Source organism: Prevotella communis, from assembly GCF_022024175.1.
GTDB classification, from domain to species: Bacteria; Bacteroidota; Bacteroidia; order Bacteroidales; family Bacteroidaceae; genus Prevotella; species Prevotella communis.
This window is the reverse complement of sequence record NZ_CP091794.1, coordinates 3,330,876-3,343,145: the sequence shown is the minus strand read 5'-3', so window position 1 is coordinate 3,343,145 and position 12,270 is coordinate 3,330,876. Positions and strand designations below refer to the sequence as shown.

The window sequence follows — 12,270 nt, the reverse complement described above, 5'->3', positions numbered from 1 at the left end:
CTTCCTTCAATCTAACGTGGGAGAGTATCCACTATTGCAAGTGGATTGCGTTACTCCTTTTCCTGGTAGTAAGGATGATTTGGAAAGGGCGGTCTGTGAATATTTAAGCAAGATAGTATCTGATATTGAGGTTTATTTGAATGTGACACCGGAATCTAGCACGGAACGCAATGCGAAAGGCAATTTCGTTGATTATCTTGCTTTGCAAGTCCATGTACAAAGAACAACTTAATACTGCTGTGAAGCAGCGAATATAAAAAATCGTTATGTATGGGGCAGGCTCTTATCAGGCTCTCTCATAAATAATCAAGGTTCAATAAAACTTGGTAATCTTGCCCCATTTTTTAAGAATTTAATTCCATTAGGTGATATGAAAGTTGTATTATTAGCCGGAGGCTTTGGTTCCCGTATTAGCGAGGAGTCGGTTTTTAAACCCAAGCCAATGATAGAAATAGGTGGAATGCCTATTTTGTGGCATATTATGAAAGAGTATGCTTGGTACGGCCACAATGAGTTTATCATTTGTGCTGGGTATAAACAGGAGTATATCAAGGAGTGGTTTGCCAACTACTTCATTCACAACTCTGACATCAGCTTTGATTTCCGAGACGGGAAGAACGAGATGACAGTTCACCATAGCCATTTGGAGCCTTGGAAGGTGACAGTTGTTGATACAGGTTACAACACCATGACTGGTGGTCGTATTAAGCGCGTACAGGAATACGTGGGCGATGAACCCTTTATGATGACCTACGGTGATGGTGTCTGTGATGTTGACATAAACAAACTCTTAGAGTTCCATAAAAGCCATGGCAAGTTGGCAACACTAACAGCTGTAAAGATGGCACAAGAGAAAGGCGTTTTAAGTATCGAGAATAATTCCGTTAGGGCATTCCGTGAAAAGAACCAACTAGATGGCGCACCTATTAATGCAGGCTACATGGTACTTGAACCAGCGGTGTTTGATTATATCGAGGGTGATACCACTAATTTTGAAAAGGGTCCTCTCACTCAGTTGGCAATGGAAGGTCAACTGATGTCCTATATCCATGAAGGCTTCTGGCAGTGCATGGATAATATCCGAGAGAAAAATATGCTGGAAGAACTCTTGAAGAACGATAAGGCACCATGGAAAAAATGGGATAGGCAGGTGCCCAATCCCCTTAAAGCAATTTGATTAAAAAGTGAAATAAAATATGGCTAAGAAAGAAGAATTAAAAGCTCAGATCTTAGAGCTTACGCGTGAGTATTATAAAGAGGTTCATGCCCAGAAAAAGGAGTTTGAACCAGGTAAGTCATTTGTCCATTATGGTGGTCGTTTCTTCAATGATGAGGAGATGGTGAACCTTGTGGACTCATCACTGGATTTCTGGCTGACTCAAGGCCCTTGGACGCACAAGTTTGAGCGTCGTTTGGCAGATTGGTTGGGTGTAAAATTCTGTGCAGTTACCAACTCTGGTTCGAGTGCAAACCTTCTGGCATTCTACACACTGACTTCACATAAGTTGGGCGACCGTAGAATCAAGAAGGGTGATGAGGTGATTACTGTAGCTGCAGGATTCCCCACTACTGTAACTCCTATCATCCAGTATGGTGCAATTCCTGTGTTTGTAGATGTTGCGCTTCCCGGATTTGATATTGATGTCAATCAGTTGGAGGCAGCTTATAGTCCCAAGACTAAGGCTGTGATGATGGCTCATTCTCTGGGTAATCCTTTCAACCTGAAGGCTGTTCTGGCTTTCTGTGAGAAGCATAACCTTTGGCTCATTGAGGATAACTGTGATGCTCTTGGTTCTGAATACACCATTGATGGCGTGACCAAGAAGACCGGCACGTGGGGCCATATTGGTACCAGTAGTTTCTATCCTCCTCACCATATGACGATGGGTGAGGGTGGTGCTGTTTATACCAACGATCCTGAACTGAATAAGATTACGCTCTCTTTCCGTGACTGGGGGCGTGACTGCTGGTGCGCTTCAGGAGTAGATAACACCTGCCGTATGCGTTTCACCGGTCAGTTTGGTGAACTGCCTCAGGGTTATGATCACAAGTATGTATACAGTCACTTTGGCTTTAACTTGAAGATTACGGATATGCAGGCCGCTGTAGGTTGCGCTCAGTTGGATAAGCTGGATCAGATTGTTGCTGCCCGTCGCGCCAACTATCAGATGTTGCATGATGGCCTGAAGGATGTTCCAGGTCTGATTCTTCCTGTAGCAGAGGTTAACAGTAATCCTTCTTGGTTTGGTTTCCTGATTGCTGTGAAGGAAGATGCAGGTTTTACCCGCAATGAATTGACTGGCTATCTGGAGCAGAATAAGATTCAGACCCGTAACCTCTTTGCCGGTAACCTGACCAAGCATCCTTGCTTTGACGAGATGCGTCAGACAGGAGAGGGCTATCGCATTGTTGGTGAACTGAAGAATACTGACTTTGTGATGACCAATGGCTTCTGGATTGGCGTATTCCCTGGCATGACCAAGGAGATGAACCTGTGGATGATAAAGTGCATATCTGAGTTCTGTAAATCACATGCCAAGTAATATGAACATAGACGTATTCAATAATTTCTATAAAGGCAAACGCGTCCTTGTAACCGGTCACACCGGTTTCAAGGGTAGCTGGCTCTCCATCTGGCTACACGAACTGGGTGCAGAGGTTGTTGGCGTAGGTCTGGAACCTTATTCTGAGAAAGACAACTTTGTGCTCTCTGGAATTGGTAAGAAGATTAATGCAGACATCCGTGCAGATATTCGTGATGGCGAGAAGATGAAAGAAATCTTCCGTCAATATCAGCCGGAGATTGTCTTCCACTTGGCTGCACAACCTCTGGTACGCCTTAGTTACGAGATACCAGTAGAAACCTACCAGACCAATGTGATGGGCACCATCAACATTATGGAAGCCATCCGTGCAACTGATAGTGTTAAGGTAGGAGTCATGATTACCACTGACAAATGCTATGACAATAAGGAACAGATGACCGGCTATAAAGAGGATGATCCGTTTGGTGGTTATGATCCCTATAGCTCATCAAAAGGCGCTTGTGAAATAGCCATACAGAGCTGGCGAAGGAGTTTCTTCAATCCTGAAGATTACGGCAAGAAACACCATGTAAGTCTGGCCAGCGTTCGTGCCGGCAATGTGATTGGTGGTGGTGACTGGGCAAAAGACCGTATTATCCCTGACTGCATCCGTGCTCTGGAGGCTGGAAAGCCCATTGAGATTCGCTCGCCAAAGGCTGTGCGCCCTTGGGAACATGTGCTAGAGCCGCTGAGTGGTTATATGCTCCTTGCTCAGAAGATGTGGGGGCACCCTACAGAGTATTGTGAAGGCTGGAACTTTGGACCAGAACAGGAATCTGTGCTTACCGTATGGGAAGTTGCAACTGCCATGATTGAAAACTTTGGATATGGCGAGCTGAAGGATGTGTCAGATCCCAATGCACTCCATGAGGCCAATTTGTTGATGCTGGATATCACCAAAGCAAAGACCCGTTTGGGCTGGAAACCTCGTTTGAATGCGAGGAATTGTGCAATACTTACATCGGACTGGTACAAGAGATATAAAAATGAGAGTATTTATAATATTTGTGTAAGTGAGATAGAAACTTTTATCTCAGAGCAATGATAATATGAAATCAATAGAGATTTTAGACTGTACCCTTCGAGATGGCGGTTATGTAAATGAATGGGCGTTTGGCTTTGATAATGCACGTGCCATCACAGAACTTGTTTCGTATTCTGGAGCAAAGTTCGTTGAAGTAGGTTTTATTGGCCCTCATCAAGATATGGATGGAGTTGTGAGATTCAGCTCCATGGAGAATCTGATGAAAGTATTTGGAAATCTAAAGCGAGGTGCAAAACTGTCTGTAATGACCTATGCTGAAGGCTATTCTGCAGATTTTTTTCCAGTATGCTCAGCAGACACCACCGAGATGATTCGTGTCATATTTTGGAAACGTAATCTTGAAGAGGGCGTAGAATATTGCCGTAAACTTGTAAATAAAGGATATCAAGTTGGTGTCCAATTAGCAAGAACCGAACAATATGACTTGTCAGAGATTGGTGATATTGTTAAGATGTTCAATGATGTACATCCCTATGCTGTTTATCTTGTTGACTCTTTTGGAACTTTCAACAGAGATAAAATGTTGAAGTATGCTGAAATATACGATAAAAGATTGGCTTCAGATATTCGCTTTGGTTTCCATGCCCATAACAATATGCAGCAGGCAATGACCAATGCTGTCACTTTCTGTGAGCAAGGGTATGAGCATGACCTGATTCTTGATGCTTCCGTGTTAGGCATCGGTCGTGGAGCTGGTAACCTTAGTATAGAGCTGTTTATGAATTATCTCAATCAACAGGGTTACACATTTGATTTGGATCCTATCTGCAAAGTTGCGAACCGTTTTATTGAGCCAATCAAGAAGCAGATTCCTGAATCAGAAATTTGGGGTTATTCATATCCATATTTTTTAGCTGCAACAACAGGGAGGAATCATAGCATTGTTAACTATCTCCTTGAGAAGAAGGTTGATATTGAAAAGATGGCTCGAATCTTTAAACGTATGGAACAAGAGGGGACAGGGATCCGTTTTGAGAAGGAATTGTGTGATAAAATGATAGAAGAGTGTTAGTATGACAGCTTCAGACTACTTAGTTGACATCCTTGTACAGAATCAGGTTACTGATGCTTTTGGTATTCCAGGAGGTGTCATACTTGATTTTATATATGCCATTGACAGGAGAGAAGGTATTGAGGCTCACCTTAGCTATCATGAGCAAGCTGCAGGCTTTGCAGCAGCAGGTTATGCTCAGGCTTCTGGTAAGTTAGGTGTAGCATATGCAACTCGAGGCCCAGGCTTTACCAACATGATAACTTGTATTGCAGATGCATATTGTGACTCCATTCCGGTCCTTTTCATAACAGCACATAGTGCAGCATTGAACCCTTCTGTTAGATTACAGTCTAATCAGGAGATAGATACTTGTGCTATGGTTAAGAATGTAACTAAGTACGCTAAACGAATTGATTCTATAGAAGATTTTGCCGGATCTGTAAACGAAGCCTGTTCAATTGCTCTGGCAGGTAGAAAAGGTCCCGTCTTTCTTGATATTGCATCTTCGTTGTGGAAAAAAGAAGTGGTAGATGCAAATTCAAAATTGAAAGAGAAAAAGGTCTCCGAAGAATATTCAAAGATAATTGAGATAATAAACTCTGAACTTATAAATTCTAAACGACCTGTTATTCTTATAGGCGACGGTATCAATCAAACTAAAACAGCCGAGCAACTAAAGCAATTTGTAGAAAAGGTTAAGGTTCCAGTACTCTCAAGCCGGTATGCACATCACTCTATTGCAGATTCTCCGTATTATTATGGTTATATTGGAGGATTTGGAGTACGCTATGCTAATTTTATCCTTTCAAAGACAGATTTAATCATCTCTTTAGGCAACAGGCTTAATTTTCCACTTACGTCACAGAGCTATAAAGGAATACCTTATCAAGCAAAGATTGTTCGTTTCGATATTGACAATTCAGAATTAGGTAAGGAGATTCCCAATTCTATAAAGGTTGAAGCAGATTTGACAGCTTTATTACCATCTTTGGCGCAAGCAGAATATGTTGTGTCAGATTTTGATGAATGGCTAAGCGTTTGCGAAATCATAAAGAAAGATCTTTGGGATGAAGATGTCAATGAGACCGTAAAGCTGGTAGATTCGTTTCTTAAGAACGCACCAAAGAATACAATTGTTCTAAACGATGTGGGGAATAATGAGTTCTGGATTTCAAGAGCATGCGCACACACAGCTTACAATAAACAAGTTCTTTATTCTAAATCCTTTGCTTCTCTTGGGTGTTCGGTGACAAAGTCGATTGGAGCTCATTATGCAACAGGCCATCCTGTACTTTGTTTTATAGGTGACCAAGGATTCCAGATGAATGTTCAGGAATTACAGTATATTTCACAACATAATCTTCCAATTGTTATAGTCGTAATGAATAATCATGTATCTGGAATGATTAGAGATAAGGAGGTTGCTGCATACCAGGGGCATGTGATTCATTCGACTTTTGATAGTGGATATGGCATTCCTAATCTGCAGAAATTAGCAGACACTTATGGTATTACGTATGTAGAAGTGAATTCTGGTAATGATATTTATTCTGGAACAATAGATTTTTCAAAGCCCCTGTTAGTCAATTTAATTATTGATGATAATTTGAAACTATCTCCAAAATTACCTCTTGGGCGAGCTCCTCAGGATATGGTTCCTGAGTTAGAGGGAACAAGATATCAGACTTTAAATGAATTGTAGATAATGAATAATCTTACAAATAAAATAGCTTTAGTGACGGGTGCTACTTCTGGAATGGGAGAGGCATCTGCGGTACGCTTCGCTCAGGCTGGAGCAACAGTAATAGTAGCGGGTCGAAATAGAGAAAGAGGTGAGAGCGTTGTCAATCGTATAAGTCAAAATGGAGGTGGCTCTGTTTTCTGTGAGCTAAATGTTCAGGATGACAAATCAATAGAAGAATGCGCTCGTTTTATTAAAGAACGTTTTGGCAGACTGGACATCCTTTTTAATAATGCTGGAGTCTTTCCGGTAATGCCGCCTCTTGAGACATTGGAAAGAAATGATGTTGCTTCTGTAATGGATACTAATGTGACGGGAATGTTGATGGTTACCAAAGCGATGATGCCTTTGATGGGAAAAGGAAGTGTAGTACTGAATAATGCATCAGTTGCTGGTTTGCAATCATATACAAGCGGCCAGAGTTATGCTTATGGAGCATCAAAGTCAGCCGTAATAAAGGCGACCCAAATGCTTGCTAAGAAATATGGTTCGCATATTAGGGTAAATGCAATCTGTCCTGGCGTAATTCAGACACCAATATTCAAGAACTTTGATGAGGGACGCTTCATTGGTATGATACCTATGGGAAGAGTCGGACAACCCGAAGAAGTTGCTACCGTTGCTAATTTCTTGGTTTCAGATGATGCAAGTTTTGTAAATGGTGCAATCGTAACAATTGATGGCGGACAATCATTGTAATTATTCAAATATGATATTAGATAGAATAAATAGCCCAAAGGATATAAAAGGCCTCTCGATACAAGAATTAGAGACTTTAGCTTCTGAAATAAGAAATCTGCTCATGCACAAGATGAGTATCAGCGGTGGACATTTTGGACCTAACCTAGGTGTGGTCGAAGCTACTATTGCTCTTCATTATGTATTTAACTCTCCTGTAGATAAGATTGTTTTTGACGTTTCTCACCAGAGTTATACACATAAGATACTCACAGGACGTAAAGACGCTTATTTAAATGAAGAACCTAAGTGGGATGTATCTGGTTTCACGCAACCAAGAGAAAGCGAACATGACTTTTTCTCTGTAGGTCATACCTCTACGTCAATAAGTTTGGCGTGCGGATTGGCTCGTGGTCGTGACCTGAAAGGCGGCAAAGAAAATATAATTGCTTTCATTGGAGACGGATCTCTTAGTGGTGGCTTGGCATTTGAGGGGCTCAATGTCGGAGGTGAAATGAGGAAAAATCTTATAGTCATTGTTAATGACAACGATATGGCTATAGCTGAACCTCACGGAGCTTTAACTCAATATTTAAGAAAGTTGAGAGATACTAAAGGTGAAGCAAGTGATAACTATTTTAAGTCATTAGGATATCAGTATAGCTATGTTGAGGACGGTAACGACATCTCTTCTTTAATTGAAGCGTTCAATAAGGTAAAAAATACACCTGTTCCTGTCGTTGTTCATATTCGGACTGTAAAAGGAAAAGGCTATACAATTGCAGAGGATAATCGCGAGGGATGGCATTTTCACGCCCCCTTTGATATAGAAACTGGTCAAAAGAAAGGACAAGGTGTAGGTGAGAACTATGGCTTTACCGTTCGTGATTTTCTGTTGAAGAAGATGGAAAAAGATCCGTCTATCTGTGTTATCACTCCGGCTGTTCCGATGTCATGTGGTTTTAATGCAGATATAAGGCAAAAGTTGGGGAATCAGTTCATTGATGTTGGTATTGCAGAAGAACACGCTGTTACAATGGCAGCGGGTGTTGCTAAAAATGGTGGAAAGCCTATTGTCGTTTCCTTATCTACTTTCTATCAGCGGGCATACGATCAGATACTCCATGATTTATGCATAAATAAATGTCCAGCGACATTACTGATACGTAATGGTTCTATCTGGGGTGACACCGATGAAACTCATATAGGATTCTTTGACATAGCTATGATGTCCAATATTCCCAATTTGGTATTCCTGGCACCTACGAACTGCGAGGAATACCTAGCAATGCTTGATTGGAGTATTGAGCAGAATGAGCATCCTGTTGCGATTCGTATTCCATGTAATAAGTTAGTTCATACAGATAAACCTGTGGAGAAGGATTATAGTAAATTAAACAAATCTTCGGTTACCCAAAAAGGAGAGAAGGTCGCGTTGTTTGCACTTGGCGACTTCTATCAAATGGGAGAGGAGTTCGCAACTGCAATTGAAGAAGAATTTGGATTTACTCCAACGGTAGTTAATCCTCGATATATTACTGGTGTTGATTCTGAACTATTAGAGACGCTAAAAAAAGATCACAACTTGGTAATTACTCTGGAAGATGGTATTATTGAAGGTGGCTATGGTCAGAAGATAGCTGCTTATTATAGTACATTTACGATGAGAGTTGTGAACCTTGGTTTAAAGAAGGAATTCACGGATGGAATAAAAGCTGCTCAACTACTTGAGAGGAATGGTTTGACGAAGGAGAATATAATTGACATAATTAAAACAATATGCTTTTAACAATAGGAATACCGACATACAATAGACAGGCCTTTTTAAAAGAGAATCTGGATGCATTATTTCCGCAATTGCGTAGTTATCTAGATGATGTAGAAGTAATTGTTGCGGATAATGCTTCGGAAGACGAAACAAAAAAGGTTGTAGAAGAGGCATCAAAAGAATACAATGTCCCTGTAATATACAAGTGTCAAGAAACGAATGTGGGGCCAGAACAAAACGCTGTATGGATTGCAGATAATGCGAATGGAAAGTATCTTTATCTGATGGGAGATGATGATATACTATCGCCAAATTTCATTGAAGATATAATGCCATTACTAAAAAGCGAAGAAAACTATGTGGCACTTCATTGGAATAGGCTTTCAGGTGATGCAGAATGTACAAATAACAGACTTGTTGATCCCATATATACAGGAAATGCGTCTCAAACACTAACACCACACGAATTTGCATTACGTGTAATGGAAAAACCTAATTTTATTTCAAGTATCATTTTTAAAAAAGATGTATTAACTATCGGAAAATCTTTTTTTGATGATAAATATTATGGCTATAGGTTTTTTGCTCAAATGTACTTTGGGATTTTGTTATCCTCGCAAAAGTGTTTGTACTATTATTTCCCTTTGGTAATACAGCGTAATCCTTCAAAAACTTGGGAGAAATATTGGCCTCAATATCTTATTGGTAGTTTAAGCGAAATATTTCATGATATGGATAGTTACTCTCCTGGAGTGTATAGAAAATGGAATGTTAAACTAAGAAAAGACGTTCCCAAATATCTTTTTGGCGTAGCGAGACACAGAGAATATTATCGTACAATCGATGTGCGACGACAGATGAACAAATACTTAACAAAGGGTGAAAAACTGATATTTTATTTCTATCTATATGTGCCGGGAAGTTTATTCCTATATCGAGTTAAACACAAATTACTAAGCATTATTAATAGTCTTTTGGGCTAAATGGAAGTAAAAGTAACAAAGAAGGATATCGTCTTTGGATATATTGCACAAATATTCCAGTATGGAACAGGTGTAATAGTATTACCTGTAATCCTACATAAGCTTAGTGCATCGGAAATAGGCATGAACTATGTCATGCTGTCTGTAGGAGCCTTAGCCCAAATGGCAGATTTCGGATTCTCTGGCCAAATAGGAAGAAACGTTACTTATGTATTAAGCGGAGCAAGAAAGATATTTAGAGGTGAGATAGAAAAGGTGGATCAGGGAAAAGAAATAGATTATAAATTATTGAAAACTATAATAGATGCATCAAAATACTTATATAGAAGACTATCTTTGGGTGTACTGGGACTTTTGTTGACAATAGGCTCGTTATACATGTACCGAGTTACAGAAGGATTTACAAATGTGGAAAATTCTCTATCAATATGGTTATTTTTCTCGATAAGTGTTTATTTTAATCTTTACTTTCTCTATTACAATTCTTTATTGATGGGAGCGGGATTAGTAAAGGAGCAAAAAATGGCATCTATCTATTCCCGAGTTGCATACATAATTATTTGTTTTGCACTCATCTATTCAGAGTTTGGCCTAATGAGTGTAGTTATCGCAAATCTAGTGTCTCCATTTATAGCGCGATATTATAGTTATCGCAAGTTTTACACTAAGGAGATGGTTGAAAACTTACCATTAGTTCATACAGAAAAAAAAGAAGTGTTGTCTGCTTTGAGTGATATATGGGTGACAGCAAAAAAAAGTGGAACGAATACAATAGGACATTATATCGGAACACAAGGGAGTACTTTTATAGCTGGGGCATATTTGCCGCTGGCTGCAACAGCTCAATGGGGGTTGATGACACAATTGTTCGGAGTTGTCCAAGGTTTAGCATCAAATATGGGTTTATCTTACTATCCAGAATATTGTAAATTAAGGTTACGAAGTGAACATGAAGTCTTCATCAAGAAATCATCGTTATCAATAGCCCTAATGATTTCAATTCTGCTTCTAGGTGGAATCGCCATTATTATCCTATGCCCATGGCTTATAAATATTATTGGCTCTGAAACAACCATGCCGTCAACAAGTTTGATGTCCTCTTATTTAATATATCTGATTATTTTGACTAATGCTCAGCTATTTGCCATGATGATGAGTTCCCGCAATGTCATACCCTCACCAGTAGCTGTCTTAAGCACTTCTGCAGCACAAATACTCATAACTATAGCATTACTCCAATTCACATCCATTGGAATATGGGCCTTACTTTTAGGCCCAGCAGTCTCTGGAAGCTTCTATACCCTCTGGAAGTGGGTACAGTTAGAGATAAAAGAAATGAAAATATCCATATCCAGTTTCTATTTGACAGGTGTAAAAGGTTTATGGGGATATTTGTTTAAAACTATAATGATAAGAACAAAAGGATTGTAATGAATAAGGAAAGACAAAGCTCATTTGAGTTATTAAGAATTATAGCACAGTTTATGATAGTATTCTATCATATTCTGTATTTTGCAGTATATCCTGCCTCTGGACTATCGTTCTATAAGGCTATTTGGTTCCCTCTTCATATTGGAGTTCCAATATTCGTTTTCATTAGTGGATATTTTGGAATAAGGGCTTCAGTGAAAGGATTTGTAAAATTAGCCGGTATGGTACTGATATTATCTATTCCATACATGGTAGAACAAGTTATTAATGCTTTCAACGGCCTGGGGGGGGCAAAATCATTGGTTAAACTACCATTCTTCCTTTCATATACACCTTTCTGGTTTATCCGAACATACATATTTTTGTATCTTTTGTCGCCAGTTATTAACAAATTCCTTAAAGACATTACGCTCGTAAATAGGATATTTTTGCTAGGTGCGCTGTTATATATGAGTGTATATATAGGAATGTTAGGATCAGATGAGTCATTGAAAGACGGAAAAAATGTGGTTACATTTATGTTATTCTATACAATAGGAGATACTTTGAGATATTATAAGACAAAGTGGGACGGGTTAAATATTAATAAAACTTTGTGCGCTTTTCTCCTTTTCAATGCTTTAGTCGTTGCTGTCTTTTCCTATATGGGTTTTGGCCGTATAGCAGATGCTATTTGGTTGCGCGTGTTTTTTGCTTATTGCAGTCCAGTCCTTTTAATTAATGCAATCGTTTTTTATATTATTATTGGTAAGTTGAATTTTCATTCACGCATTATTAACAAAATAGGAAAGTCATCATTGGCAATGTATATGGTTCATGGAACATTCCTATTTAGCCTAATTAATCCTGCAGTGATGTATTTATATAATTTGAATGATAATATTTTCTTCGTATTATTAAACGTGTTTATAATAACTTTAATCACAGTAATTGCGTGTGCAATAATATACTGGATGCTTACACCAATATGGAATATAATTGCAATAATAGGTGAAAAAACACAGAATAATATTGAGGCCCGCCTTTTATCTTTACAAAGATAAAT

At 39.2% G+C, this 12,270-nt stretch carries 10 protein-coding genes; all 10 read left to right on the top strand.

What is annotated here, in order from left to right; all coding sequences use genetic code 11:
• Nucleotides 1–370: 370 nt before the first annotated feature.
• The 10 genes from rfbF to L6466_RS13410 are packed head-to-tail and all read left to right on the top strand — an operon-like array spanning nt 371 to nt 12,268.
• The gene (rfbF, locus tag L6466_RS13455; protein ID WP_237802554.1) at nt 371–1,177 is read left to right on the top strand and encodes a glucose-1-phosphate cytidylyltransferase; all 807 of its coding nucleotides are present in this window, start codon (nt 371–373) and stop codon (nt 1,175–1,177) included.
• 19 nt (nt 1,178–1,196) lie between these two features.
• Nucleotides 1,197–2,543, top strand: a complete 1,347-nt coding sequence (rfbH, locus tag L6466_RS13450; RefSeq protein WP_237802555.1) for a lipopolysaccharide biosynthesis protein RfbH — start codon at nt 1,197–1,199, stop codon at nt 2,541–2,543.
• A gap of 1 nt (nt 2,544) precedes the next feature.
• Nucleotides 2,545–3,630, top strand: a complete 1,086-nt coding sequence (gene rfbG, locus L6466_RS13445) for a CDP-glucose 4,6-dehydratase (RefSeq protein WP_237802556.1) — start codon at nt 2,545–2,547, stop codon at nt 3,628–3,630.
• Between the two features lie 4 nt (nt 3,631–3,634).
• Nucleotides 3,635–4,642, top strand: a complete 1,008-nt coding sequence (locus tag L6466_RS13440; RefSeq protein WP_237802557.1) for a beta/alpha barrel domain-containing protein — start codon at nt 3,635–3,637, stop codon at nt 4,640–4,642.
• A 1-nt stretch (nt 4,643) separates the two neighbouring features.
• Nucleotides 4,644–6,326 carry a thiamine pyrophosphate-binding protein gene (locus L6466_RS13435; RefSeq protein WP_237802558.1) on the top strand — a complete coding sequence of 561 codons (1,683 nt, stop codon included), beginning with the start codon at nt 4,644–4,646 and terminating at the stop codon, nt 6,324–6,326.
• Between the two features lie 3 nt (nt 6,327–6,329).
• Nucleotides 6,330–7,064, top strand: a complete 735-nt coding sequence (locus tag L6466_RS13430; protein ID WP_237802559.1) for an SDR family NAD(P)-dependent oxidoreductase — start codon at nt 6,330–6,332, stop codon at nt 7,062–7,064.
• Nucleotides 7,065–7,074: 10 nt separating this feature from the next.
• Complete coding sequence (locus L6466_RS13425; RefSeq protein ID WP_237802560.1) at nt 7,075–8,832, top strand: 1-deoxy-D-xylulose-5-phosphate synthase; 1,758 nt, start codon at nt 7,075–7,077, stop codon at nt 8,830–8,832.
• Nucleotides 8,823–9,794, top strand: a complete 972-nt coding sequence (locus tag L6466_RS13420) for a glycosyltransferase family 2 protein (RefSeq protein ID WP_237802561.1) — start codon at nt 8,823–8,825, stop codon at nt 9,792–9,794. The genes L6466_RS13425 and L6466_RS13420 overlap by 10 nt, the downstream gene beginning before the upstream one ends.
• Complete coding sequence (gene wzx / locus L6466_RS13415) at nt 9,795–11,225, top strand: O-unit flippase-like protein (protein ID WP_237802562.1); 1,431 nt, start codon at nt 9,795–9,797, stop codon at nt 11,223–11,225.
• Nucleotides 11,225–12,268: an acyltransferase family protein gene (locus L6466_RS13410; RefSeq protein ID WP_237802563.1), complete on the top strand. Its 1,044-nt coding sequence runs from the start codon at nt 11,225–11,227 to the stop codon at nt 12,266–12,268. Before wzx ends, L6466_RS13410 begins: the two co-directional genes overlap by 1 nt.
• The last annotated feature ends 2 nt before the right edge of the window (nt 12,269–12,270 follow it).

Excerpts from the sequence above, each read along its gene's own strand:
- rfbF (WP_237802554.1), top strand. The coding sequence starts at position 371 with ATGAAAGTTGTATTATTAGCCGGAGGCTTTGGTTCCCGTATTAGCGAG.
- rfbH (WP_237802555.1), top strand. The coding sequence starts at position 1,197 with ATGGCTAAGAAAGAAGAATTAAAAGCTCAGATCTTAGAGCTTACGCGT.
- rfbG (WP_237802556.1), top strand. The coding sequence starts at position 2,545 with ATGAACATAGACGTATTCAATAATTTCTATAAAGGCAAACGCGTCCTT.
- L6466_RS13440 (WP_237802557.1), top strand. The coding sequence starts at position 3,635 with ATGAAATCAATAGAGATTTTAGACTGTACCCTTCGAGATGGCGGTTAT.
- L6466_RS13435 (WP_237802558.1), top strand. The coding sequence starts at position 4,644 with ATGACAGCTTCAGACTACTTAGTTGACATCCTTGTACAGAATCAGGTT.
- L6466_RS13430 (WP_237802559.1), top strand. The coding sequence starts at position 6,330 with ATGAATAATCTTACAAATAAAATAGCTTTAGTGACGGGTGCTACTTCT.
- L6466_RS13425 (WP_237802560.1), top strand. The coding sequence starts at position 7,075 with ATGATATTAGATAGAATAAATAGCCCAAAGGATATAAAAGGCCTCTCG.
- L6466_RS13420 (WP_237802561.1), top strand. The coding sequence starts at position 8,823 with ATGCTTTTAACAATAGGAATACCGACATACAATAGACAGGCCTTTTTA.
- wzx (WP_237802562.1), top strand. The coding sequence starts at position 9,795 with ATGGAAGTAAAAGTAACAAAGAAGGATATCGTCTTTGGATATATTGCA.
- L6466_RS13410 (WP_237802563.1), top strand. The coding sequence starts at position 11,225 with ATGAATAAGGAAAGACAAAGCTCATTTGAGTTATTAAGAATTATAGCA.